The sequence below is a fragment of the Nocardia spumae genome, from assembly GCF_020733635.1.
Lineage (GTDB): Bacteria > Actinomycetota > Actinomycetes > Mycobacteriales > Mycobacteriaceae > Nocardia > Nocardia spumae.
In genome coordinates this window covers 2,027,927-2,052,135 of record NZ_JAJFZL010000001.1, presented here as the reverse complement: position 1 = coordinate 2,052,135, position 24,209 = coordinate 2,027,927, and the positions used below count along the sequence as shown (strand labels likewise).

Here is a 24,209-nt window from a genome sequence, read left to right as displayed (position 1 = left end):
CCGGCGCACAAACCGGGGCGGTGGTGGCGCGTGAATGCCCCGCCCATGTCGAGCGGGGCATTCACTACTGTTCGATGACCGCCCGGATCAGTTCGGCGTCTCCGGGGCGCCCGCTGCCCGGCCGGCGGTGCGGCGACGGGTGCGGGTACGGGGCGTCACCTCCGGTGCGGCGATGTCGTCGAGGCTGAACTTCGGCGCGCTGTCCTGTTCGCTGTCGGAGAGCACGAATACCGAACCCTGGCTGTCCGTGGTGGACAGGGCCGCGGTGGTACGGGCCACCCGGCGACGTCCGCGCCGAGGCGCGGGTGCCGCGACCTCCGCGCTCGACGACGCGGCTGCGCTCGTCTCGGCGGCCGGCGCGGGCTGCTCCGTGTCGCGCGGCTCGTCGGTCCGCCGACCGGATTCGGCGGCGCGGTCGACGGCCGTGCCGTTGCGTCCGCGCCTGCGGGAGGTCGCACCCTTCGACCTCGCGGACGCACCGGTCTCGGCAACAGCGGCATCCGACGGTGCGGACCCGGTCTGCGCGGCCTCGGAACCGCCGGTCACCGCCGCGGTGGCTACCGGTTGCGCACTGCCCGAGGTTGCGGCCTCTGCGGCCTCCGAGTCCGCGTCCGCTTCGGTCCCCGCGACCTCGGACTCGCCCTCGACCGGCTCCTCGTCGCCGTGGTGGGCCGCCATGGCGAGCGCCACCGGATGCGCCCGCTTCGCGGCCGCCTCCTCCTCGTGATGCGAGTCCACGGGCTCGGCGACCGTCGCCGCGGGAGCCTGCTGCGGCTTGTCCTTATCGCGTTCCTTGTCCTTGCGGCGGCGACGGCCCTCGCGACGGCCCGAGCCGCCCTCTTCGGAGGGTGCGGTCTCGACCGGATAGTTGTGCACGATGATGCCGCGACCGTGGCAGTGCTCACAGGTCGTGGAGAACGCCTCGACCAGCCCCGTGCCCAGCTTCTTGCGAGTCATCTGCACGAGTCCGAGCGAGGTCACCTCCGAAACCTGATGGCGCGTACGGTCGCGACCCAGACTTTCGGTGAGCCGGCGCAGGACGAGATCCCGGTTGGACTCGAGCACCATGTCGATGAAGTCGACGACGATCATGCCGCCGATATCGCGCAACCGCATCTGCCGCACGATCTCCTCGGCGGCCTCGAGGTTGTTGCGGGTGACCGTCTCCTCCAGATTGCTACCACCGGAGCCGGTGAACTTGCCGGTGTTGACATCGATCACCGTCATCGCCTCGGTGCGGTCGATGACCAGGGTGCCGCCGGAGGGCAGCCACACCTTGCGGTCCAGAGCCTTCGCCAGTTGCTCGTCGATGCGCAGGCTACCGAAGACATCGACACCACCGCCGGCGTTGTCGTAGCGCTCGACACGGGCCAGCATGTCCGGCGCGACGGTGCGAACGTAGTTCTCCACCGTCGTCCAGGCCCGATCACCCTCGATGACCAGCTTCGAGAAGTCCTCGTTGAACAGGTCACGGACGACCTTGACCAGCAGGTCGGGCTCCTCGTACAGGGTCTTCGGCGCACCGGACCCGTGCTCGGCCTGCTTCTCGATGGTCTTCCAGGTAGCCTGCAACCGCTCGACGTCGCGAGCGAGCTCGGTCTCGCTGACCCCCTCGGACGCGGTGCGGATGATCACCCCGGCATCCTGCGGGACGATATCGCGCAGGATCTCCTTGAGCCGCTTGCGCTCGGTATCGGGCAGTTTGCGGCTGATCCCGGTCGAGGTCCCGCCCGGGACGTAGACCAGGAAACGCCCGGCCAGGCTGATCTGCGTGGTCAGCCGGGCACCCTTGTGCCCGACCGGATCCTTGCTGACCTGCACCAGCACGGTATCGCCGGGTTTGAGCGCCTGCTCGATCTTGCGTTCCTTACCGCCGAGCCCGGCGGCCTCCCAGTTCACCTCGCCGGCGTACAGCACGCCGTTGCGGCCGCGGCCGATGTCGACGAACGCCGCCTCCATGCTGGGCAGCACGTTCTGCACCTTGCCCAGGTAGACATTGCCGACCATGGACGCGGTGCCGGTGTTGGTGACGAAATGCTCGACGAGGATGTTGTCCTCGAGGACCGCGACCTGGGTGGTCGCACCGGAATGCGAGTGCTCGCCGGCGGCGGGGAAGGACTTCTCCCGGACCACCATGACCCGGTCGACCGCCTCACGACGGGCCAGGAATTCCGATTCGGTCAGGATCGGCGGGCGGCGGCGACCGGCTTCGCGGCCGTCACGGCGGCGCTGGCGCTTGGCTTCGAGCCGGGTCGAGCCGCTGATGCCCTGCACCTCGTCGACCGCGCGGCGCTTGTTGCGCGGTTCCCGCTCGTGCACGACCGTATTCGGCGGATCGTCGTCCGAGGGCTCGGATTCGTTGTCCTCTCCGGCCTTGCGGCGACGACGGCGCCGACGGCGACGGGTCGAACCGTCCGACGTCGAGGCGCCCTCGTCCTCGGTGTCCTCGGTCTGCTCGGCGCCGCTGTCCTCGGTCGAATCACCGGATTCGGCGTGCGAATCGGTGTCCTCGTCCTCGGACTCGTCGTCGGAGTCGTGATCGGCGTGCTGTTCGCCCCGGCCACGGCCCCGTCCGCGGCGACCGCGGCGGCGGCGCCGGGAACGGCCGCCGTCCTCTTGCTCGTCACGCGATTGTTCCTCGTCCCAGTCCGCGCCGGATTCGGCCTCGGCCTCGATCTCGGCCTCGGATTCGGTCTCGGACTCGGGGGCGGCGGGCGCCTTCGGCGCGGCCGGAGTCTCCTCGACCACGGGTTCGGGCGTCACGGATTCGGCGGCCTTGGCCTCACGCTCGGCCCGACGCTTACGCCGCTCCTCCTGAGCCGCCGCGGCGTCCGGCGGCAGGAACAGCGGTGCGGCCGCGATGCTCGCCGCCTCGAAGACCACCGGCTCGGGCTGGGCCGAGGACGGACGGAAGGGGCTGGTGAACAGCGAAGTGTGCGGCGCCGCGCTCTCGGCCTCGGCGGTCTCGGCGGGGGTCTCGGCGGCGGCAGCCGATTCGGGCACCGCAGCCGGCTCCGCGGCGGCTACCGGTTCCGGCACCGGGAGCGCGGCGGGCGCGGCCTCGGCGACATTCGCGGAGGATTCGCTCGCGGCCGGGGCCGGCGCGGTGGGGGCCTGCTCGGCGGGGGCCGCGGCACTCGCCGGTGGTTCGACGGCGGCCGGTTCGGTGGAGGGCTCCTGCGGTACCAGCGCGTCCCGGACGGACTCCGCGACGGTCCGGTCCAGGCTGGATTGAGCACTACGGGCTTCGGCGCCCAGTTCTGTCAGGTGAGCAAGGATACGTTTGCTGGTTGTTCCCAGGAGCTTCGCCAATGCGTGCACCCGGATTCGTTCCGGCAACTGCGGCGCCTCCCCTGCCCCGGCCACCCCATTGGAGGTGGAATCACCATTGGTCTGCGACGTTCCTTGCGGCTCTTGATCGGCCACGAAATCTCCTCGGGCCCCCGGGCGCGTCCCACTCGTACGAGAGTGACGCGGCCGACGCGGGGGCGCTGTCCGCTCGCCTCACGCCGGTGGGCGCAAGGTCTGATGGTCTCGCCCCGCGTGCCCGGTTATCACCATGTCGTACGTCGTTCGGGCTAACTGGTCACGCGGCGCCTGGCTGTTGGCTTCACATCGGAGCTCGAGCGCTCATCCAGCGTGCCGCCGGACAGCCGAGTCTTGTAACCGTCCGGGGCAGCGATGATCGGCGTCGAGCCGCGATGCCATTCGGTTGCGCTCGCCACCTGCCTCGATAGGAAGGCGTCGAGTACATCCGATGTCAGTATCCCATACCCGGCGCCACAGGTTCGCCATCGGCGTTCCCCCGGGCCGATTCCACTCCGTCCCCGGCGCCGCGTTACTACACCTGAGTAGGTATTTCTCCGTCCGGGACAGCCGCCACACCGGTGTCGACCGGCGGCTGCTGGGAACGAGCCCGCTACACGACGAGAAGGCATGAGCGCCGGACCTCCACACCCGACTCCCACAGCACGGAGCCAGTCCTACGAGCGACCGGTTCGCGGGCCGGCTCTGCGCTGAGGTGCCGTGGCGTAGGCGGTGCCTCAGCGCAGAGCCCGAGGGGCCGCGAACCCGCCGAGCGAGCGAGGCCGGAAATGACGGCTCAGAACCAGAGCGCGATTTCCCGCTTCGCGGATTCGGGTGAATCGGAGCCGTGGACGAGGTTGAACTGGGTTTCCAGGGCGTAGTCGCCGCGGATGCTGCCGGGGACGGCCTTGTCGACGGGATCGGTGCCGCCGGCGAGCTGCCGGAAGGCGGCGATGGCGCGCGGGCCCTCGAGGATGGCCGCGACGACCGGACCGGAGGTGATGAACTCGATCAGCGAGCCGTAGAACGGCTTGTCGGCGTGTTCGGCGTAGTGGGAGGCGGCGAGGTCCTCGGAAACCTGCTCGAGCTTGAGGGCCGCGATCTTCAGGCCTTTGCGTTCGATGCGGGTGATGATCTCACCAACCAGGCCACGGGCCACGCCGTCCGGCTTGATGAGTACCAACGTCTGCTCAGTCACGGCGACACTCTAACCGGCGACCTCGCGGAACTCCGAACCGAGCCGTCAGGACGAGCCCTGCATCCGCTGGCTGGGCAGTAGTCCCTGGTCGATGCGCCGTTTGACATCGGAGCGCAGCACCATGATGAAGATCCACACGGCGAGGAAGACGACACCGATGATCAGGATCGACAAGTGGATGAATCCGCCTGCCAGCACGAGGATCTGGAGACCGAGGTTGAACGGCACCGCCCAGGAACGCCGCTGCATGCCGGAGCCGGCGAACATCAGCACGGCGAGTCCCACCAGATAGGTCACCGACCACCAGCTCAGCCCGCCGCCGACGGCGCCGACAACCGGCAGCGCCAGCAGAACGGTGATGGCCTCGAGTACCAGGGCGCCGGCCATTACGCCGCGGAAGCCCTTCCACGGGTCGGTGGCGGGTGCCGGGACGCCTCCGGGCGCACCGTTCTCGCCGTCGCGCGTCTCGTTCTGGCTACCCACGTTGCCTCCTCGAAACCATGATGCCCGCCCCGCGGTCACGCAAGCTACCGCCTCCGGCCCGCGCGCTCACGCGGGGGTCTTCCCGAACAGTGAGCGCGCCGCGCCCGCGGTGACGACCGAGCCGGTGACCACGATGCCGGCGCCCGAGACCGGTTCGCCGGAGTCGCCCGCTTCCTCGGCGATCGCGGTGGCGGTCTCGACCGCGTCGGCGAGGCTGTTCGCGGTGACGACTCGTTCGTCACCGAAGCGCTGGACGGCCAGATCCGCGAGTTCGTCGACGCCGAGGGCTCGTGGCGAGCCGTTGGTGGTGACCACGATCTCGTCGAGAACGGGTTCCAGTGCGGCCAGGATTCCGGCCGCGTCCTTGTCCTGCAGCACCCCCACCACGCCGACCAGTTTCCGGAAATCGAATTCGCTGGTCAGGGTCGCGGCCAGGGCCCGGGCACCAGCCGGGTTGTGCGCGGCGTCGATGAAGATGGTGGGCGCGTTGCGCATTCGCTCCATCCGGCCCGGGCTGACCGCCGCCGCGAAGCCCGCCCGGACGGCCTCGATGTCGAGCTGCTTTTGCGCACCCGCGCCGAAGAACGCTTCCACCGCGGCCAGTGCCAGCGCCGCGTTGTGGGCCTGGTGTTCGCCGTGCAACGGCAGGAAGATCTCGTCGTACACCCCGCCGAGTCCCTGAATCTCCAGTACCTGCCCGCCGATGGCGACCCGCCGGGAGAGCAGCCGGAATTCCGAACCGGCACGGGCGACCGCGGCATCGGCGTCGACCGTCCGGCGCAGCAGCACCTCCATCGCCTCGGGTTCCTGCTCGGCGATGATCGCGACGGTGTCGCGCGGGATCAGCAGATCCTGCGGTGACTTCTTGATGATCCCGGCCTTCTCCCCGGCGATGGAGGCCAGGTCGGGGCCGAGATAGTCGGTGTGGTCCAGGCCGATCGGAGTGATCACCGCGACCTGGCCGTCGATCACGTTGGTGGCATCCCAGGTGCCGCCCATTCCGGTTTCGACGACCGCGACATCGACCGGCGCTTCGGCGAAGGCCGCGTAGGCCATCGCGACGAGCACCTCGAACTTGCTCATCCGCGGTCCGGGCCCGCCGCCGAGTGCGCCCTCGGCCGAGCGCACGTCGATCATCTCGATGTACGGCAGCAGCTCCCGGTAGAGCTCCACATAGCGCGCGGGCGTGATGGGCGCGTTGTCGATGGCGATGCGTTCGGTGGCCAGCTGCAGATGCGGGCTGGTGAACCGCCCGGTGCGCCGGTGCAGCGCGGTGAGCAGCGCATCCACCATGCGGGTGACCGAGGTCTTGCCGTTGGTTCCGGCGATGTGGATGGCCGGATAGCTCTGCTGCGGCGAGCCGAGCAGATCCATCAGCGTGGCGATGCGGGTGAGCGACGGTTCGATCTTCGTCTCGCCCCAGCGCTGGTCGAGTTCGGCTTCGACCAGCGCCATCTCGGCGAGATCCACCGGCGAGGGGCCGGTGGTCAGCGGGTCGTCGCCGGTCACTTCTTCGCCGCCGACTCCGCGATCTGCGCCAGCCGCGCGCCGATCCGCGTCACCTCGGATTCGGCGACCTCGCGCCGGGTCCGGATCTTGTCGACCACGTTCTCGGGAGCCTTGGCCAGGAATGCCTCGTTGCCGAGTTTGGCGGTGGTGGCGGCGAGGTCCTTCTGCGCGGCGGCGAGGTCCTTCTCCAACCGGCGGCGCTCGGCATCCAGGTCGACCGCGCCGGAGGTGTCCAGTTCGACGGTGACGGTGGCGCCGGACAGTCGCACCTCCACCGCGGCGGTGGCGGCGAAGTCGGCATCCGGTTCGGTGAGCCGGGCCAGGCTCGCGATCTCACCCCGCTGGCCGACGAGATCGGCGGTGTCGATGCCGTTCAGCTTGGCGGCGACCTTCTGCTTATCGGTCAGTCCCTGATCGCTGCGGAAGCGGCGAATCTCGGTGACCAGCTTCTGCAGGTCCGCGATGCGCTGTGCCGCAACGGTATCGGTGCCGACGCTGCTCGCCCGCGGCCAGTCGGCGATCACCAGCGACGCACCCGCACCACCCGCGGTGAGGGCCTGCCACAGCGATTCGGTGACGAACGGGATCGCGGGATGCAGCAGCCGCAGCACCGAATCGAGCACGTTGCCGAGCACCACCCGGGTGCTCGCGGCGCGCTCCTCGGATTCCGCGAACTGCACCTTGGCCGATTCCAGGTACCAGTCGCACAATTCGTCCCAGGCGAAGTGGTACAGCGCCTCGCAGGCCTTGCCGAATTCGTAGCGCTCGAAGGACGCGTCGACCTCGGCGCGCACCTCGTCGAGCCGGTCCAGGATCCAGCGGTCGGTATCGGTGAGGGTGGACCGCTCCGGCAGCTCACCGGGTGCCGCGCCGTTCATGAGCGCGAACTTGCTGGCGTTGAACAGCTTCGTGATGAAGTTGCGCGACGCCTGCACATGCGGCGGGCCCACGGACAGATCGCTGCCGGGCTGGGCGCCGCGGGCGAGGGTGAATCGCGTTGCGTCGGCACCGTATTCGTCGATCCACAGCAGCGGGTCGACGCCGATGCCCTTGGACTTGGAGTACTTGCGGCCGAATTCGTCGCGGATGAGGCCGTGCAGGAAGACGTCTCCGAACGGGACCTGCTCCTGTTTCGGATCCTTACCGGCCGCGATCACCGGGTCGTCGGAGACGAACATGCCGAACATCATCATCCGAGCCACCCAGAAGAACAGGATGTCGTAGCCGGTGACCAGCACGCTGGTCGGATAGAACTTGATCAGTTCCGGCGTCGCGTCGGGCCAGCCCATGGTCGAGAAGGGCCACAGTCCCGAGGAGAACCAGGTATCGAGGACGTCGGGATCCTGCACCCAGCCCTCGGGCGCCTGCTCGTCCGGGCCGACACACAGGATCTCGCCCTCGGGGCCGTACCAGATCGGGATCCGGTGGCCCCACCACAGCTGCCGCGAGATGCACCAGTCGTGCATGTTGTCGACCCAGTCGAACCAGCGCGGTTCCTGGGAGGCGGGGTAGATCTTCACCGCGCCGTTGCGCACGGCGTCACCGGCCGATTTGGCCAGCGACTCGACCTTCACCCACCACTGCATCGACAGGCGCGGTTCGATCGGCTCACCGGATCGTTCCGAATGGCCGACACTGTGCACGTACGGGCGCTTCTCGGCGACGATGCGCCCCTCTTCGGCCAGCCGCTCGCGAATCTTGACCCGCGCCTCGAACCGGTCCATTCCGTCGAATTCGGTTCCGGTGTCGGCGATCTTGCCGGTCTTGTCCATGATGGTCGGCATCGGCAGGTTGTGCCGCAGGCCGATCTCGAAGTCGTTGGGGTCGTGCGCCGGGGTGATCTTCACTGCGCCGGAACCGAATTCGGGATCGACGTAGTCGTCGGCGACGATCGGGATCTGACGGCCGGTGATCGGGTGGTAGACGGTGGTGCCGATCAGCGCGCTGTATCGCTCGTCCTCGGGGTGCACCGCCACCGCGGTATCGCCGAGCATGGTCTCCACGCGGGTGGTGGCCACGATGACGTGCGGTTCGTCGTCGTTGAGCGAGCCGTAGCGCAGCGAGACGAGTTCGCCCTCGACGTCCTCGTATTTCACCTCGACATCGGAGATCGCCGTCTCGAGCGTCGGCGACCAGTTCACCAACCGCTCGGCCCGGTAGATCAGGCCGGCGTCGTAGAGGCGCTTGAAGATGGTCTGCACCGCGCGGGACAGTCCCTCGTCCATGGTGAAACGGTCGCGACTCCAGTCCACGCCGTCTCCCAGGCGCCGCATCTGGCCCTGGATGGCGCCGCCGGATTCGCGCTTCCAGTCCCAGACCTTGTCGACGAACAGTTCGCGGCCGAAATCTTCCTTGGTCTTGCCGTCGGCGGCGAGCTGCTTCTCGACCACGTTCTGGGTGGCGATACCGGCGTGGTCCATACCGGGCAGCCACAGCACCTCGTAGCCCTGCATCCGCTTGCGGCGGGTGAGCAGGTCCATCAGGGTGTGATCGAAGGCGTGGCCCATGTGCAGATTGCCGGTGACGTTGGGCGGGGGCAGCACGATCGAATAGGGCGGCTTGTCACTGGCCGGGTCGGCGGTGAAGTAACCGGCCGCTACCCAGCGCTCGTACAAGTCGGCCTCTACCTCGCCGGGGTTCCAGCTCTTCGGTAGGGCGTCGGCACGATTTCGCGAGTTATCAGGGGCTGCGCTGGTCACCGTGCGATTCTACGGAGTTGGGTGACGAGCCTCGACACGACCCTGGTCGCGCGCCGCGCCGGCGACGCGAACGACCGGGCGGGCAGAGATGGCGGGCAGAGATGTAGGGCGGGGCTTTCGACGGATGAGGGACATCGAAAACCCCGCCCACGTCTTCGAGACTACCGCCGATACCGGCGGCATACACCAATCCATATGGAATTCTCAGCTTTCGCCCGAATCCATTGTGCAGGTGCGGGTTTGCCTCTCAGCCTGCTCGCAGATTCAACCACCGCAACACCGTCGCCCGAGCGCCCGGAACGAGTCGCTCAGGGCACCAGCACGTCCAGTGCCCCCGGTTCGACGCGGAAGGTGGCGGGCAACCGGCCGGCCGGGTCCCCGTCGGCGGTCACCGGAACCGCGGCGGTCAGGGTGATCGCACGGGCACGATAGTGCCCCACCGCCGGATGTTCGATGCGCTTACCCGCTGCCAGCGCGGGCAGCATCCGGATCATCTGCAGCCTGGACATCGCACCGACGACGGTGAGGTCGAGCAGGCCGTCGTCGACGACCGCATCGGGACAGATGAGCATTCCGCCGCCGTAGGTGCGGGTGTTGCCGACCGCCACCATCACCGCTTCGGTCTCGAACACCCGGTCGCCCGCCCCGCCCGGTTCTCCGGACAGTTCGACGCGGTACGGCACCCCGAGCGTGCCGAGCAGTTCCGGCACGGCGGCGAAGGAATAGCGCAGCGATCCCTTCGGACGGCGCATTCGATTGGCGCGCAGCGTGACTCGCGCGTCGAAACCGGTACCGGCGACGGTGGCGAAGCGCATCGGCGCCGCGGCCGCACCGGATCCGATCGCCTCGGGCCAGCCGTGCGGATGCCCCGGATCGGGAGTGGATCGGACCGAGCCCAGGTCGATGGTCCGGATCGAGCCGCCCAGCACGATATCGGCGGCGGCGCGCGGATCGTCGTCGGGCACGCCCAGCTCACGGGCCAGGTCGTTACCGGTGCCACCGGGCAGCAATCCCAGTGGCACCCCGGTTCCGGCGATGGCCTGCAGCGTGACACAGACCAGACCGTCGCCACCGGCGCACACCACCGCGTCGGGACGGTCGGCGCCCGAGATCGAATCCCGTACGAGGCGAATGGTTTCGGCCGCATCGGCACCGCGGATCTCGCGCACCCGCACATCACGCTCGGCGAAATGGGCCGCGGCCGCCGCGGCCGCCGCCAGACCGCGCCCGTGTCCGGAATGCGGATTGGTCACCAGTGCGACCGAGCGGACCGGATTCGTGCTCACGGAATCAGCTTGCCGGGATTGAGGATTCCCACCGGGTCGACCGCCTCCTTCACCGCGCGCAGGACGCGGGCGCCGAGATCACCGATCTCGTCGGTCATCCAGGGCCGGTGGTCGGCGCCGACGGCGTGGTGATGGGTGATGGTGCCCCCGTTCGCGACGATGGCATCGCCGACGGCGCGCTTGGCCTGCGCCCACTGCGCCAGCGGATCGTCGGCCTGTTTGGCGACCACGGTGAAGTAGAGCGAGGCCCCGGTGGCATAGGTGTGCGAGATATGACACATCACCAGCGCGGGAGTGCCCTGCGCGCCGAGCGTGTCGGTGAGGGCCGAGGTGACCGCCCCCTTGAGCCGCGAGACATTCGACCAGCTGGTCGCGGTCTCGAGGGTTTCGCACAGCACCCCGATATCGAGCAGGGCATCGCGCAGGTAGGGGGCGGCGAAGCGGCCGTGTTCCCATTCCCGGGCCGGTTGCTCGCCGAGGGCGGTGCCGCCGGCCGCGGTCAGGAGCGCACTCGCCTCCGCACTGCGCGCGGCCACGTGGGCGGCGGTGCCCTCGTAGGTGGTCACCGCCAGGCAGCCTGTCACCGGGGCGCCGCCGATATCGCCGGATCGAGCCAGATTCAGCCCGGTCTCGGCCTCGTCCGACAGCCGCAGCACGGTCGGCGCGGCGCCATTCTGCACGACGGTGCGCAGCGCGTCCGCGCCGGTCGCGAAATCGGGGAACGACCACGCCTGATAACCGATGGTCTCCGGGACGGGATGCACCCGCAGCGTCACCTCGGTGATGATGCCGAGGGTGCCCTCCGATCCGGAGAACAGCTCACGCAGGTCCGGACCGGCCGCCGAGGCCGGCGCGCGGCCGAGATCGACCGTACCGGCGGGCGTCGCGACCTTCAGTCGCATGATCATGTCGTCGAATCGGCCGTATCCGGCCGACGCCTGCCCCGAGGAGCGGGTGGCCGCGAAGCCGCCGATACTGGCGTATTCGAAGCTCTGCGGGAAATGACCGAGTGACAGTCCGTGCTCGGCGAGCAACCGCTCGGCCTGCGGCCCGGTGAGACCGGCACCCAGGGACGCGGTCGAGCTCACGGGGTCGACGTCGGCGATGCGATCGAGGCGGCGCAGGTCCACCGCGATCACGGTGTCGAAGCGCCCCCGTGCCGGATCGAGCCCGCCGACGACACTGGTCCCGCCGCCGAAGGGCACGACCGCGATGGCCTGTTCGGCGCAGTAGCCGAGCACCGCGAGGACCTGTTCGTGATCGGCCGGGAACACCACGGCATCGGGCGCGTCCTGAGGCCCGTCGGCGCGGCGGCGCAGCAGATCGGGCGTGCTCTTACCGCCCGCGTGCAGTAACCGGTCGCGGTGGTCGACCGAGACCTGGTCCGCACCGACCACCGCGGACAGCCCCGCTCGATGCGCGGCCGTCAACCCGGAATCCCGTAGCGGCACGTCGCCCTCATCACGACGGGCCACCGGGTCCCCGGACACTGCGAACACCTGCGCCACCAGGGTCCGAATCCGGTCCGGCAGCGGCGCATGTGCCGAGGCAATGCCCCAGGCGTCCCACACCATACTCGGGCGTTCGGGCGACTCGCCCGGCATTGCCGCGCCCGGCTGTCGGGCGGATGAATCCTGTCGCGTGTCGACCATGCGTTACAGTCTGACATAGACTGTCAAGCAGTAACGAACTGACCGATAGCGAGTTGTTGATGGACCCGATCGAATCCACCGGCCCCGACGCCGAGCTGCCCGCCATCGACCTGGCAATTCTGGCCGCCGGTCGGGACTGCGTCGAGGAATTCGGGGTACGCCGGACGACGCTCAGCGAAGTCGCCCGCCGGGCCGGCGTCAGTCGTCCCACGGTGTATCGCCGCTGGCCCGACACCCGGTCGCTGATCGCCGAACTGCTCGTGCGCGAACTGCACCAGATCGTCGAGACCAGTGTGCCCACCGAGGGCCCGGCCCGTGCCCGGCTGGTCGAGGGAATCGTCACCGGTGCGGCCGAGATTCGCTCGAACCCGCTGTTCGCCAAGATCTTCCGTATCGACACCGATCTGATGCTGACCTATGTCTTCGGCCGGCTCGGGCGTAATCAACGCCAGCTGATCCAGGTCTTCTCCAGCACGATCCGCGACGGCCAGCGCGACGGCTCGGTCCGGGCCGGCGACCCCGACCACCTGGCCACCATGCTGTTGCTGATCAGCCAGTCGACGGTGCAGTCCGCGAGCACGGTCAGCCATCTGCTCGACGACGCCGGCCTCGATGTCGAACTGGCCCGTGTGGTCGACCGCTATCTGCGTCCCGATACCGACTAGTCCGAGCCCGCGGCGGTACCGGGACCACACCGGTGCGGCCGAAACAGAAAGCGAGGCATGCGAATGCTCGACGAGACCACCCCGACACCCGGTCCCGGCCTCGGGAATTCGGCACTCGACGCCACCCGGCGCGGCCGGGAACTCCAAGCGCTCGGCGATGCGGGCCGCATCGATGTCCTGGTCGTCGGCGGCGGAGTCACCGGCACCGGGGTGGCTCTGGACGCGGCGGCCCGGGGATTGCGGACCGTCCTGGTGGAGGCCGAGGATCTGGCATTCGGCACCAGCCGGTGGAGTTCGAAGTTGGTGCACGGCGGCCTGCGGTACCTGGCGTCGGGCGGAGTCGGTATCGCCCACGAGAGCGCCGTCGAACGCGATGCCCTGCTGACCACCATCGCACCCCATCTGACCCGCGCGATCCCCCAGCTCGTCCCCACCTTCGACGGCGGCGGCCTGCCCGGGCAACTCCTGGTGCGCGCGGGCTTCCTGGCCGGAGATGTGTTGCGGCGCACCGCCGGAACCTCACCACGAGTGCTGCCGCGCTCGCGCCGGGTGGCCACCGCCGAGGCCCTGCGGCTGGCGCCGACACTGCGCCGTGCGGGATTGCGCGGCGGCATGGTCGCCTGGGACGGGCAACTGGTCGACGATGCCCGCCTGGTGGTGACGATCGCTCGCACCGCCGCGGCGCACGGCGCGACCGTGCTGACCCGGGTGCGAGCCGAACAGGTCACCGGCGACTCGGCGGTCCTGCGCGACACGCTCACCGGCGAAACCCTCACCGTGCGAGCACGTTCGGTGATCAATGCCACCGGGGTGTGGGCCGACCGGGTGGATCCGAGTATCGAGCTGCGGCCCAGTCGCGGTACCCACCTGGTGTTCGACGCCGCGGACTTCGGCGGACTCGACGCATCGCTGACCGTGCCGATCCCCGGCAGCACCAGCCGATTCGTATTCGCGTTCCCGGCCGCGCACGGCCGGGTCTATGTGGGCCTCACCGATGAGGACGCCCCCGGTCCGGTGCCCGACGAACCACAGCCCACCGAGTCCGAGATCGAGTTCCTCCTCGATACCGTCAACTCCGTGCTACGGGAACCGTTGCGGCGCGGCGATATCCGAGGCGCGTTCGCCGGGCTGCGACCGCTACTGCGGACCGCCGACGATGCCACCTCCGACATCTCCCGCGAACACGCCGTCCTGCGCTCGCCCGGCGGGCCGATCACGATCGTCGGCGGCAAGCTCACGACCTATCGGCAGATGGCCGAGGACGCGGTCGACACCGCGGTCACCGCCGCCGGATTGACCGCCGGCCCCTGCCGAACCCGGCGAATTCCTCTGGTGGGCGCGGTATCCGGCCGGGCGCGCGATCTGATCGCCGCCGCCCCGGTCCTCGTCGAGCGATACGGCGACCAGGCCACGCAGGTGCTGGCCGCGGCCCGGCGCGACCCCGCGCTGGCTCAGCCGGTCGCCCCGGGCATCGACGTACTGCGCGCCGAATTCGCCTATGCGCTCTCGCACGAGGGCGCACTCGACGAAAGCGACCTGCTCGACCGTCGGACCCGGATCGGGCTGGTGGCCGGCGATCGGGACGCGGCCACGGCGGCCGCGCGCGAAGCGGTCGCCGCGGCCCGCGCCTGATCGCTACCGCGGCCCGGGCGCACGCGCCACCGGCCGCCGCCCCGGACCGGGGGCTAATTCCACAGCCGCGCGACCTGCGCCGCCGCGGACTTGCCCTGGGCCCGACCGGCATGTGCCGCGGGGACCCGGGTGGCGGTGTCGAGCGGGTTCGCACCGAAGGCCAGCACGGCGTCGTCGTCGGGAGCGATCAGCTCCACCCGCGCACCCCGCTCGATCAACCCCGCGATCTCGGCGTCGAGCGCCGGGTCGGCGAGCGGCGCGATGATCAGCACGCGGGCGTAACCGGCCGCGAGATCGGCGTTGACACTGGTCCGGACACCGCCGTCGGTATAGCGCACGCCGTCGACGGTATGCGGCGGCCACACCAGGGGCACAGCCGAACTCGCGGTCACGGCGTCGACCAACGTCACCCCCGAGTCGGCATCGAAGATTCGCGGCTCACCGGTCTCGGCATCGACGGCGGTGATCAGCAGCCGCTGCCGGGGCCACTCGTGCACCGGCAGCCGCGATTCGATGACGGCCCGGCGCGCCGATTCGGGCACGGTCTCGGCGGTCAGCGCGAGGTTGCCGAGCCGCCGCCGGGCCACGGCCATATCACCGGCACTGTCGTCGATGATCCCGACGACCGTCTCCCACACCCGGTCGAGCGGATTGCCTTCGGGCACGATCTCCGAGCTCTGCGACCCCGGTTCGACCTGACGGGCGAACAATTCCTCCGCGGTGAGCCCGCTGGTGAGCTGTGCCGTCACATTGGCGCCCGCCGAGGTGCCGATGTACACATCGGCGGCAGTGAGATCGATTCCCGCATCGGCCAATCCGGCGATCACCCCGTTGGCCCAGGCGATACCCGCTACTCCGCCGCCACCGATCACTACTGCCCGCTCGTCCGACATCATCGCTCCCACACGTTCGTTCCACGACCCGATCGACCGGGACAACTTCGACAGTAGCCCCGGCCATTCCCGCCACGCGATGACCGGCGAGGTAATAGTTCAGGCCGGATTGCCACCGATCCGGAAGGGCACGCCGACCGGGTCGGCCACGGCGGCCAGGCGGCCGTACGGCGAATTCTCGGGCGGCATCTCGATCGAACCGCCGAGCCGCACCACGGCCTGCACCGCATCGTCGACATTCTCCACACCGAAGTACACATTCCACCCGCCGGGCGTTCCGGGCGGCAGGAATGCGGCGGCATCCATCACCCCGCCCAGCATCGGGGTGGCGGAATGGATTGTCGTATAGCGAAATTCGGGCACATCGGAAACGGTGAACGGATCGCGCCAGTCGAACACCTCGCGGTAGAACTTCAAGGCGTTGTCGTAGTCCGGTGTGTGCAGTTCGAACCAGGACGGATAGCCGACGTGGTTGCTCCAGTTCCCACCACCCGCGGTCCCGAAGGCACCGAAGCCATGGTGCACGCCGGGCTGCCACGCCCCGATCCCCGCACCCGAGGGATCGGCCAGTACCGCCATACTGCCCAGCTCTCCGACCGCCATCGGATCCACCACGACCCGGCCGCCGTGATCGGCGGCGGAGGCGGCGGTGGCATGGACATCGACGCTGGTCAGATAGACGGTCCATTGGTCGGGCGCCTGCTCGGCGCCGTCGTTACGCATCCCACCGGCGACGGCGTTGCCGTCCTTGCGGAAGGTGATGTATCCGCCGTACTCCTCGGCCTGCTCGGCCGTCCAGCCGAACAGTTCACCGTAGAAGTCGATGGATCGGTCCGGATCGGAGGTGAACAGTTCGACCCAGCACGGGTCCCCGGGTTCGAAGGTGTAGGACATGGCCGCTCCTCTCGGGCAGGTTCTGGTCTCACCTGTACGACGATGCCGGCCCACGAATCTCATCGGCCCGCCGCGCATTCGCTCCGAAATCGGAAAAGCTCAGCTCAATCAGTAGGTAGCGTTTGTGAACTAACTCTCGTACGCTGCTCACATGACCGAGTGGCATCCGACGGCGTGCATCCTGTGCGAGTGCAATTGCGGCATTCAGGTGCTACTGGGCCCCGACGGCCGGGGCTTCGACAAGATTCGCGGCGACAAACTGCACCCCTCGTCCGCGGGCTACACCTGCAACAAGGCACTGCAGCTGGATCGATATCAGAACGGCCGCACCGGCCGGTTGACCACTCCGCTGCGCCGGGAGCCCGACGGCACCTTCACCGCCATCGATTGGGACACCGCGATTTCGGAGATCGCGGCCCGGATGCGCGAGATCGGCGACACCCACGGTGGCGAATCGATCTTCTATTACGGCGGCGGCGGCCAGGGAAACCATCTCGGCGGCGCCTACGCCCCGGCCACCATGGCCGCCTACGGCATGCGCTACCGCTCCAGCGCGCTCGCGCAGGAGAAGACGGGTGAGTTCTGGGTGGGCGCGCGGATGACCGGGCACCCGGTGCGCGCCGATGTCGAACATGCCGAAGTGGCTCTGTTCGTGGGCAAGAATCCGTATCAATCCCACGGCTTCCCCCGGGCGCGCGCGGTGCTCAAGGAGATCGCGCGGGATCCGAACCGCTCGATCATCGTGCTCGATCCGGTACGGACCGAAACCGCGGAACTGGCCGATTTCCATCTGCAACTGCGGCCCGGCACCGATGTCTACCTCCTCGCCGCGATGGCGGCGATCCTGGTACGCGACGATCTGATCGCGCACGAATGGCTCGCCGCCCACACCGAGGGGCTCGGCGAAGTGGTCGATGTGCTGCGCGCGGTGCCGATCGAGCAGTACTGCGCCATCGCCGATGTCGACCTCGAACTGGTCACCGCGGCATCCCATCGTCTCGCCGCCGCCGGCTCGGTGGCCGCGCTCGAGGATCTCGGCGTCCAGATGAACCGGCACTCGACGCTGGTCAGCTATCTGGAGAAGCTGCTCTGGCTGCTCACTGCCAATCTCGGCAAATCCGGTGCGCAGTACGCGTTCTCCGGCATGGCGGCGATCGGCCACGATCGAGGTCATCCCGCCGACGCGGGGCCGCGCAGTCCAGTGGCCGGCGCACGGATCATCAGCGGACTCGTCCCGTGCAATGTGATCAGTGAGGAGATCCTGACCGACCACCCGGCGCGGTACCGGGCCATGCTGATCGAAAGCGCCAATCCCGCACACTCACTGGCGGATTCGGCGCGCATGCGCCGGGCGCTGGCCGCGCTGGAACTGGTGGTCGTGATCGATGTGGCCATGACCGAAACCGCGCGCCTGGCCGATTACGTCCTGCCCGCGCCGACCCAGTTCGAGAAGTACGAGGCCACCTTCTTCAATTTCGAGTTCCCGCGCAACGTCTTCCATCTGCGCCACCCGGTGCTGCCGGCACCCGAGGCAGTCCTGGCGGAACCCGAGATCCACGCCCGCCTGGTCGAGGCGTCCGGCGCCCTGTCCGAGGACGACTACCGGCCGTTGCGCGCCGCACTCGATCAGGGCCGCGACGCTTTCGCGATGGCCTTTCTGGGCGTGCTCGCCGATCCGGCGAAGGCGAAACTGGCGCCGATTCTGCTGTACCGCACGCTCGGGCCGACGCTGCCCGACGGGGCCGACGCCGCGGCCGTGCTGTGGGCCGCGGCCCACACCTGCGCCCGCAAGAATCCCGGTGGTGTCGAACGCGCCGGGTACGGCACCGGGACGGCCGCCGGAGAACGACTGTTCGAGGCCGTCCTCACCGGTGCGCACGGTGTCGTGATCACCGACGACGAGGTCTCCGAGACCTGGAATCGCCTGCGCGACGGCATCGTCCGCCTGCACATTCCCGAACTGCTGGAGACGCTGGCCGCCCTGCCCGAACCACCGTCGGACGATGCGTGGCCGTTCGTGCTGGCGGCCGGGGAACGCCGGGCCTTCACCGCCAATACCATCATGCGCGATCCGTCGTGGCGTAAGCGCGATGCCGCGGGCGCCCTGCGGATCAGTACGACCGATGCCCTGCGGCTGGGATTGCGATCCGGGGATCGGGTGCGGATCACAACACGCAGCGGCAGCGCGGAAGTCGCGATCGAGCCGACCGATCGTATGCGCAGCGGACATCTGTCGTTGCCCAACGGCCTGGGCCTGACCGTCCTCGATACCGACGGCGGGACTCTCACCACTGGCGCGGCCCCGAACGAGCTGACCGCATTCGACGATCGCGACGAATGGGTGGGCACACCGTGGCACAAGTATGTTCCGGCCCGGATCGATACGGTGGGGGCATGAAGCGCACCACCTTCGCCACCTGGCCCTGTTCGGTCGCCCGCACGGTCGATCTGATCGGTGACTGGTGGACACCGCTGGTGTTGCGGGAGGCGTATTACGGCACAACCCGCTTCGACGATTTCGAGCGCACCCTCGGACTGAGCCGCAACGTCCTCACCCAGCGCCTGAATCGCCTGGTCGAGGAGGACATGCTGAGCAAGGCCCCCTACCAGGACCGCCCGGTACGCCACGAGTATCTGCTGACCGACAAGGGCCGCGACTTCTTCCCGGTGCTCGCCGCGATGATGGCCTGGGGCGATCGCTGGCTCGCACCCGAGGCCGGCCCGCCGGTCGTCGTCCATCACGACGCCTGCGGGCACGACACCCGGGCCGAGGTGGTCTGCGCGCACTGCGGCGAACCGCTGCGCCACACCGAGGTATCCACTCACCTGGGCCCCGGCTTCCCGCCGCGTCATCGCGAAAATGCCCTGCGCACCGGACGATTCACATCCTGAAGTGTCCCGCCGCGGCGCCGAGCGGCGGCGCTATTCCGCGGATTCGAGTTTCGGAACCAGACGCTCCAGCAGCCCCTGCAGCAGCTGCTCGTCCTCGGGGGCCAATTCCGCCAGCGCCTTGTAGGCCCGGACCTGCGCCCCGCGGATCTGCGCGGCCAGTTCGCGCCCCGTCTCGGTGGAGACCAGATATTTGACCCGACGATCGGCGGGGTTCACGGTGCGCCGCACCAGCCCGCGCGATTCCATGCGGTCGGCGACCCCGGTGAGATTCGATGGATCACATGCCATGCGATCGGCCAGCACCCGCATGGGCAGTTCGGCCGGCGGCTCGTTGAGCGCCAGCAGCAGCTTCGCCTGCGTCAACGTGAGGCCGTGCCCCTCGGCCGCGGTGAGGAAATCCTGCAGGTAGGCCGAGACGAACCGCGAGATCAGCAATGCCAGCGGGCTCTGCGCTGTGTCCGGTGACATAGCGCCGATGGTACCGGCGCGATTGACAACGGCCATCGTCGCCTCCTTAAATACTTGAAGTCCTCAAACATATATGACTTCAATCTTTCGGAGGTGCTTTCGGTGGAGCGCAGAGGTTCGCTGCTGACCGGCGTATTGGCCTTCGCCGCCATGATCGTCACGGTCATGCAGACCCAGGCCGTGCCGATCCTGGGCCTGATCGCGACGAAACTGCAGGTCTCGACCACATCGGTGAGCTGGGTGACCACGGCGACCCTGCTGTCGGCGGCGGTGTCGACACCACTGCTCGGGCGCATCGGCGATCTGTACGGCAAGAAGCCCACACTGCTCGCGGTACTCGCGGTGGCCGCGGCCGGTTCGGTAGTGTCCGCACTGGCCGATTCGCTGAGCGTGCTCCTGGTCGGGCGAGTACTGCAGGGCGTGGCGACGGCGATCTTCCCGCTGGCCCTCGCGGTCCTGCGCGAGGAGATTCCGGCGCAGCGGCTGCACCATGCCATGGCCATCGTCAGCGGCACGCTCGGCTTCGGCGGCGGGCTCGGCCTGGTGTCGACGGGCCTGCTGACCAAGGGCGCCGACCCGGACTATCACATCGTGTTCTGGTTCACCGCGGCGCTGTCGGTGCTGGCGCTGGCCGCGGCCGCGGTGGTGGTGCCGGCGACCGGCAAGCGGCATCCGGGCAGCGTGGACCTCCCCGGGGCGTTCACCCTCGGCGCCTTCCTGATCCTGCTGCTGCTACCCATTTCCCAAGGACACGAATGGGGTTGGACCTCGGCGCGGACGATCGCCTGCTTCGCCGGGGCGATCGTGGCGGCCGCACTCTGGGTGCTGACCGAACGCCTCGTACGTACTCCGCTGGTGGATCTGGGGATGTTCACCCATCGACCCGTGCTGTTCACCAACCTGTCCGGCATGTTCATCGGTTTCGCGATGTTCATGCAGTTCATGGGCGTGTCCTATCTGGCCCAGATGCCCTCGCGGATAGCCGGTTACGGATTCGGTGCCTCGATCCTGCGGGCGTCGGTGGAGTATCTGCTGCCCGCCACGCTGTCGTCGATGCTGGCCGCGCCGATCGGCGGCATACTGGTCGGCCGTCTCGGCGGCCGGCTGACGCTGGCGCTGTCCGGCGCGGTCGGCACGGCCGGATTCGGCTGGCTGGCACTGTCCCACGACGCCACCGCCTCGGTGATCGCCGCGAGCGTCGTGATCGGTATCGCGATCAGCTTCGCCTACGCCGCCATGCCCGCACTGATCGCGGCCGGCGTCCCGCACCACCAGAGCGGAATCGCCAACGGCATCAACTCGATCTCGCGGACCGTGGGCAGTTCGCTGGCCAGCGCCATCATCACCACCCTCCTCACCGCGAAGCTGCTGCCCCATCTGCCGCTGCCGCAGGAGAGTCAGTTCACGGTCGCCTTCTGGGTCGGCGCGGCCGCCTGTGCCGCAACGATTCTCGCGGCACTGTTCGGCTTGCGACCGGAACCCCACAGCACCACAGCCGAATCCGAGGAGAAGGCCTTGACCTCGGTCGGCTGAGACGGTCACCACGCTCAACGGCAGGGCACGCGCGGCATAGGCGCCGAGAAAGAACGTCGCGGCCGAGGTCAGCTCCTCCCCTCGGCCAGCGCCGGACGTGGGCGCGCCAGCCCGACCAGACACGACACTCCGGAGACCACGGCCACATCCGGGCGCGGCCGGTGGGTGTCGATCAGCCGCCGATGACCAGGCAGGCGTAGCCGAGGGGCAGTCCGGTGCCGACGGGCAGATTCAGCGTGGCCGCCGGCATCTGCGCGGGCTGGCCGGCCTGCACGGCGGTGAGAGTGTGCGGGCCGGAGGTCGCCGGAACCCAGCCGATGAGCGCGTAGGCGCCACCCGGACGAGCCACTCCGATCGGCGCACCGTTGTCGTAGAAGGTGACCGGCGCAACCGGATCGGTGACATTCGCCTGCAGGGTGTAGCTGCAGGCGTCGCCGTAATTGGTCGCCAACCCGAAACTCATATCCGGCATGGCGCCGACCTGGGTGACCGCCGCCGCGGCGGTCTGCGGAACCGCGAGCGCGCAGATCGTCGCGGCGCCGAGCACACCTCCGGTGAGCGCGGTGCCGACGCGGCGGCCGATTCCCCGGCGGGCGGGCCGGATCGTGGTCATGTCGTCCATGGATTGTCGTCCTCGTGGTGCGGCGCGCGGACCATCGGTCATCTGGTCGGCACGATACCCCCGTAGTCTCGGCCCTGCGGCCCGAATCGAGCAGGTGGCGGGCGAGATCGGCGGCCCGGCAGCTCCAGGCCGCACGAGCAGGAGGACGATAAGGGCATGCATCGCAATCCGCCGACTCGCGATATCGACGAAGCCGACCTGGCGGTAACCCCACCCGAGGAGCAGGCGGCGGGCCTCACCGCCGTCGCGGTCGCTCTCGGGCGTGCTGTCGAGGAGATGGGCGTCGTGCGCACCGCGCGCACCCTCGCACGGGTCAATCAGCGGCACGGTTTCGACTGCCCCGGCTGCGCGTGGCCCGAGCCCTCCGGACACCGCCGCCCGGCCGAATTCTGTGAGAACGGAGCCAAGGCCGTCGCCGAGGAGGCGACCCTGCGCACCGTCACACCGGAATTCTTCGCCGCGCATTCGATCGCGGACCTCCACGACAAGACGGGCTATTGGCTGGGACAGCAGGGCCGGCTCACGCACCCGATGGTGCTGCGCCCCGGCGACACCCACTACTCCCCCATCGAATGGGCCGAGGCGTACCGGCTGATCGCGACCACGCTGCGCGGACTCGACTCCCCGGACGAGGCCGTGTTCTATACCTCCGGGCGCACCGCCAACGAGACGGCCTTCCTCTATCAGCTGCTGGTGCGCAGCTTCGGCACCAACAATCTGCCCGACTGCTCGAACATGTGCCACGAATCCTCCGGCGCCGCCCTGACCGGTTCGATCGGGATCGGCAAGGGGTCGGTCTCGATCGACGATTTCGCCGCCGCCGACCTGATCATCGTCGCCGGCCAGAATCCCGGCACCAATCATCCGCGCATGCTGTCGGCGCTCGGCACCGCGAAAGCCCAGGGCGCCAGGGTGATCGCGGTGAATCCGCTGCCGGAGACCGGACTGATCGGCTTCCGGGATCCGCAGACGGTGAAGGGTCTCACCTCCGGTATCACCATCGCCGACGATTTCCTGCAAATCCGCCTCGGCGGTGACATGGCCCTGTTCCAGGGTCTGGCGAAGCTGCTGTTCGAGGCCGAGGATCGAGCCCCCGGCACGGTGGTCGACCGGCTGTTCGTCGACACGCACACCGCCGGCTTCGCCGAATACGAAAAGCATACGCGCGCGGTCGATCTCGACGAGGTGCTGACCGCGACCGGCCTGACCCGGGAACAGCTCGAGCACACGGCGCGACTCCTGGAACGTTCGAAGGCCACCATCATCTGCTGGGCGATGGGATTGACCCAGCAGCGCCACGGTGTCGCCACCATCGAGGAGGCGACCAACCTGCTGCTGCTGCGCGGCATGATCGGCAAACCCGGCGCCGGAGTCTGCCCGGTGCGCGGGCACTCCAACGTGCAGGGCGACCGCACCATGGGGATCTGGGAGAAGATGCCCGAAACCTTCCTCGCCGCGTTGGATTCCGAATTCGGCCTCGCGGTGCCGCGCGCACACGGCTGGGATACCGTCGACTCCATCCGGGCGATGCGCGACGGGCGGGCGAAGGTATTCGTCGGCATGGGTGGCAATTTCGTCTCGGCGACCCCCGATACCGAGGTCACCGAGGCCGCCCTGCGCCGGTGCGAACTGACGGTGCAGGTGTCGACCAAACTCAACCGCAGCCACCTCGTCCACGGCCGCACCGCGCTGATCCTGCCCACTCTCGGGCGCACCGATCTCGATCTCCAGGACGGAACGAGACAGCAGGTGTCGGTCGAGGATTCGATGTCGATGGTGCATCTGTCCACCGGCCGGCTGCGACCGGTCGGCACCCAGCTGCGCAGTGAGGTCGCGATCGTCTGCGAGCTAGCGCTGGAATTGTTCGGCGCCGACCATCCGGTGCCGTGGGACCGATTCCGCCGCGACTACGACCGCATCCGGGACGCCATCGCCCGGGTAGTGCCGGGCTGTGCCGACTACAACCGTAAGGTCCGCGGCCACAACGGGTTCCAGCTTCCGCATCCGCCGCGCGACAAGCGCGAATTCCGGACCGCCTCGGGTAAGGCCAACTTCGCGGTCAACGATCTGCGGTGGCCGCGGATCCCCACGGGCCGGCTGCTGTTGCAGACATTGCGCAGCCACGACCAGTACAACACCACCATCTACGGTCTCGACGACCGCTATCGCGGTATCCACAACGCGCGCCGGGTGGTGCTCGTCCATCCGGACGATATCGCCGAATTCGGTTTCGCCGACGGCGATCCGGTGGATCTGATCTCGGAATTCGACGACGGAACCGAACGCCGGGTCACCGGATTCCGGATCGTCGGCTACCCCACCCCGCGAGGAAACGCCGCGGCTTACTATCCGGAAACCAACCCCCTGGTGCCACTCGATCACGTCGCGGAGCGATCCAATACCCCGGTCTCCAAGGCGGTCGTCATCCGGCTCGAACCGCACCGCCACATCACCGCCTGACCGCCGACCGGCTCGAC

17 protein-coding genes are annotated in these 24,209 nt (G+C 68.9%); 6 read left to right on the top strand and 11 right to left on the bottom strand.

The window, feature by feature from the left end; all coding sequences use genetic code 11:
* Positions 1-87: 87 nt before the first annotated feature.
* The 7 genes from LKD76_RS08735 to LKD76_RS08705 all read right to left on the bottom strand — a co-directional run bounded on the left by LKD76_RS08735 (position 88) and on the right by LKD76_RS08705 (position 12,055).
* A complete protein-coding gene (locus LKD76_RS08735) occupies positions 88-3,426 on the bottom strand; it encodes a translation initiation factor IF-2 N-terminal domain-containing protein (protein WP_227980516.1) in 3,339 nt (1,112 codons plus the stop codon).
* Between the two features lie 676 nt (positions 3,427-4,102).
* On the bottom strand, positions 4,103-4,504 hold the full coding sequence (gene ndk, locus LKD76_RS08730; protein ID WP_227980515.1) for a nucleoside-diphosphate kinase: 402 nt from the start codon (positions 4,502-4,504) through the stop codon (positions 4,103-4,105).
* Between the two features lie 45 nt (positions 4,505-4,549).
* Positions 4,550-4,891 (bottom strand): DUF4233 domain-containing protein, encoded by a 342-nt coding sequence (locus LKD76_RS08725; protein WP_227985164.1) that lies wholly within the window; start codon positions 4,889-4,891, stop codon positions 4,550-4,552.
* 162 nt (positions 4,892-5,053) lie between these two features.
* Positions 5,054-6,496: a bifunctional tetrahydrofolate synthase/dihydrofolate synthase gene (gene folC / locus LKD76_RS08720; protein ID WP_422615964.1), complete on the bottom strand. Its 1,443-nt coding sequence runs from the start codon at positions 6,494-6,496 to the stop codon at positions 5,054-5,056.
* Entirely contained in the window at positions 6,493-9,195 is a 2,703-nt protein-coding gene (locus LKD76_RS08715) for a valine--tRNA ligase (RefSeq protein WP_227980514.1), read from the bottom strand. Before LKD76_RS08715 ends, folC begins: the two co-directional genes overlap by 4 nt.
* A 308-nt stretch (positions 9,196-9,503) precedes the next feature.
* The gene (locus LKD76_RS08710) at positions 9,504-10,481 is read right to left on the bottom strand and encodes a diacylglycerol/lipid kinase family protein (RefSeq protein WP_227980513.1); all 978 of its coding nucleotides are present in this window, start codon (positions 10,479-10,481) and stop codon (positions 9,504-9,506) included.
* A complete protein-coding gene (locus LKD76_RS08705; RefSeq protein ID WP_227985162.1) occupies positions 10,478-12,055 on the bottom strand; it encodes an FAD-binding oxidoreductase in 1,578 nt (525 codons plus the stop codon). Before LKD76_RS08705 ends, LKD76_RS08710 begins: the two co-directional genes overlap by 4 nt.
* A gap of 137 nt (positions 12,056-12,192) precedes the next feature.
* On the opposite strand from LKD76_RS08705, the gene LKD76_RS08700 reads away from it, so the two are divergent.
* Both LKD76_RS08700 and LKD76_RS08695 read left to right on the top strand, forming a co-directional pair.
* On the top strand, positions 12,193-12,798 hold the full coding sequence (locus LKD76_RS08700) for a TetR/AcrR family transcriptional regulator (RefSeq protein WP_227980512.1): 606 nt from the start codon (positions 12,193-12,195) through the stop codon (positions 12,796-12,798).
* Between the two features lie 57 nt (positions 12,799-12,855).
* Entirely contained in the window at positions 12,856-14,430 is a 1,575-nt protein-coding gene (locus LKD76_RS08695) for a glycerol-3-phosphate dehydrogenase/oxidase (protein WP_227980511.1), read from the top strand.
* Between the two features lie 53 nt (positions 14,431-14,483).
* Here LKD76_RS08695 and LKD76_RS08690 read toward each other — a convergent pair whose 3' ends face one another.
* Entirely contained in the window at positions 14,484-15,326 is an 843-nt protein-coding gene (locus tag LKD76_RS08690) for a patatin-like phospholipase family protein (protein WP_227980510.1), read from the bottom strand.
* Between the two features lie 96 nt (positions 15,327-15,422).
* Positions 15,423-16,217, bottom strand: a complete 795-nt coding sequence (locus LKD76_RS08685; RefSeq protein ID WP_227980509.1) for a VOC family protein — start codon at positions 16,215-16,217, stop codon at positions 15,423-15,425.
* A gap of 151 nt (positions 16,218-16,368) precedes the next feature.
* Here LKD76_RS08685 and LKD76_RS08680 point away from each other — a divergent pair, with 151 nt between their 5' ends.
* Together LKD76_RS08680 and LKD76_RS08675 are read left to right on the top strand one after the other, a co-directional pair.
* Positions 16,369-18,615, top strand: a complete 2,247-nt coding sequence (locus LKD76_RS08680; RefSeq protein WP_227980508.1) for a molybdopterin-dependent oxidoreductase — start codon at positions 16,369-16,371, stop codon at positions 18,613-18,615.
* Positions 18,612-19,109 carry a winged helix-turn-helix transcriptional regulator gene (locus LKD76_RS08675; protein ID WP_227980507.1) on the top strand — a complete coding sequence of 166 codons (498 nt, stop codon included), beginning with the start codon at positions 18,612-18,614 and terminating at the stop codon, positions 19,107-19,109. The genes LKD76_RS08680 and LKD76_RS08675 overlap by 4 nt, the downstream gene beginning before the upstream one ends.
* A 30-nt stretch (positions 19,110-19,139) precedes the next feature.
* Here the strand turns inward: LKD76_RS08675 and LKD76_RS08670 are convergent, their stop codons facing one another.
* The gene (locus LKD76_RS08670; protein ID WP_227980506.1) at positions 19,140-19,577 is read right to left on the bottom strand and encodes a MarR family winged helix-turn-helix transcriptional regulator; all 438 of its coding nucleotides are present in this window, start codon (positions 19,575-19,577) and stop codon (positions 19,140-19,142) included.
* A gap of 102 nt (positions 19,578-19,679) precedes the next feature.
* Here LKD76_RS08670 and LKD76_RS08665 point away from each other — a divergent pair, with 102 nt between their 5' ends.
* Complete coding sequence (locus LKD76_RS08665) at positions 19,680-21,110, top strand: MFS transporter (protein WP_227980505.1); 1,431 nt, start codon at positions 19,680-19,682, stop codon at positions 21,108-21,110.
* A gap of 172 nt (positions 21,111-21,282) precedes the next feature.
* Here the strand turns inward: LKD76_RS08665 and LKD76_RS08660 are convergent, their stop codons facing one another.
* Positions 21,283-21,732 carry a hypothetical protein gene (locus LKD76_RS08660; RefSeq protein WP_227980504.1) on the bottom strand — a complete coding sequence of 150 codons (450 nt, stop codon included), beginning with the start codon at positions 21,730-21,732 and terminating at the stop codon, positions 21,283-21,285.
* A gap of 156 nt (positions 21,733-21,888) precedes the next feature.
* On the opposite strand from LKD76_RS08660, the gene LKD76_RS08655 reads away from it, so the two are divergent.
* On the top strand, positions 21,889-24,192 hold the full coding sequence (locus tag LKD76_RS08655) for an FdhF/YdeP family oxidoreductase (RefSeq protein WP_227980503.1): 2,304 nt from the start codon (positions 21,889-21,891) through the stop codon (positions 24,190-24,192).
* Positions 24,193-24,209 lie beyond the last annotated feature (17 nt).

Bases quoted from the DNA above. Each gene is read 5' to 3' on its own strand.
- LKD76_RS08660 (WP_227980504.1), bottom strand. From the start codon at position 21,732: ATGGACGACATGACCACGATCCGGCCCGCCCGCCGGGGAATCGGCCGC.
- LKD76_RS08655 (WP_227980503.1), top strand. From the start codon at position 21,889: ATGCATCGCAATCCGCCGACTCGCGATATCGACGAAGCCGACCTGGCG.
- LKD76_RS08695 (WP_227980511.1), top strand. From the start codon at position 12,856: ATGCGAATGCTCGACGAGACCACCCCGACACCCGGTCCCGGCCTCGGG.
- LKD76_RS08675 (WP_227980507.1), top strand. From the start codon at position 18,612: ATGAAGCGCACCACCTTCGCCACCTGGCCCTGTTCGGTCGCCCGCACG.
- LKD76_RS08670 (WP_227980506.1), bottom strand. From the start codon at position 19,577: ATGTCACCGGACACAGCGCAGAGCCCGCTGGCATTGCTGATCTCGCGG.
- LKD76_RS08700 (WP_227980512.1), top strand. From the start codon at position 12,193: ATGGACCCGATCGAATCCACCGGCCCCGACGCCGAGCTGCCCGCCATC.
- LKD76_RS08725 (WP_227985164.1), bottom strand. From the start codon at position 4,891: ATGGCCGGCGCCCTGGTACTCGAGGCCATCACCGTTCTGCTGGCGCTG.
- LKD76_RS08705 (WP_227985162.1), bottom strand. From the start codon at position 12,055: ATGGTGTGGGACGCCTGGGGCATTGCCTCGGCACATGCGCCGCTGCCG.
- LKD76_RS08680 (WP_227980508.1), top strand. From the start codon at position 16,369: ATGACCGAGTGGCATCCGACGGCGTGCATCCTGTGCGAGTGCAATTGC.
- LKD76_RS08690 (WP_227980510.1), bottom strand. From the start codon at position 15,326: ATGATGTCGGACGAGCGGGCAGTAGTGATCGGTGGCGGCGGAGTAGCG.
- LKD76_RS08685 (WP_227980509.1), bottom strand. From the start codon at position 16,217: ATGTCCTACACCTTCGAACCCGGGGACCCGTGCTGGGTCGAACTGTTC.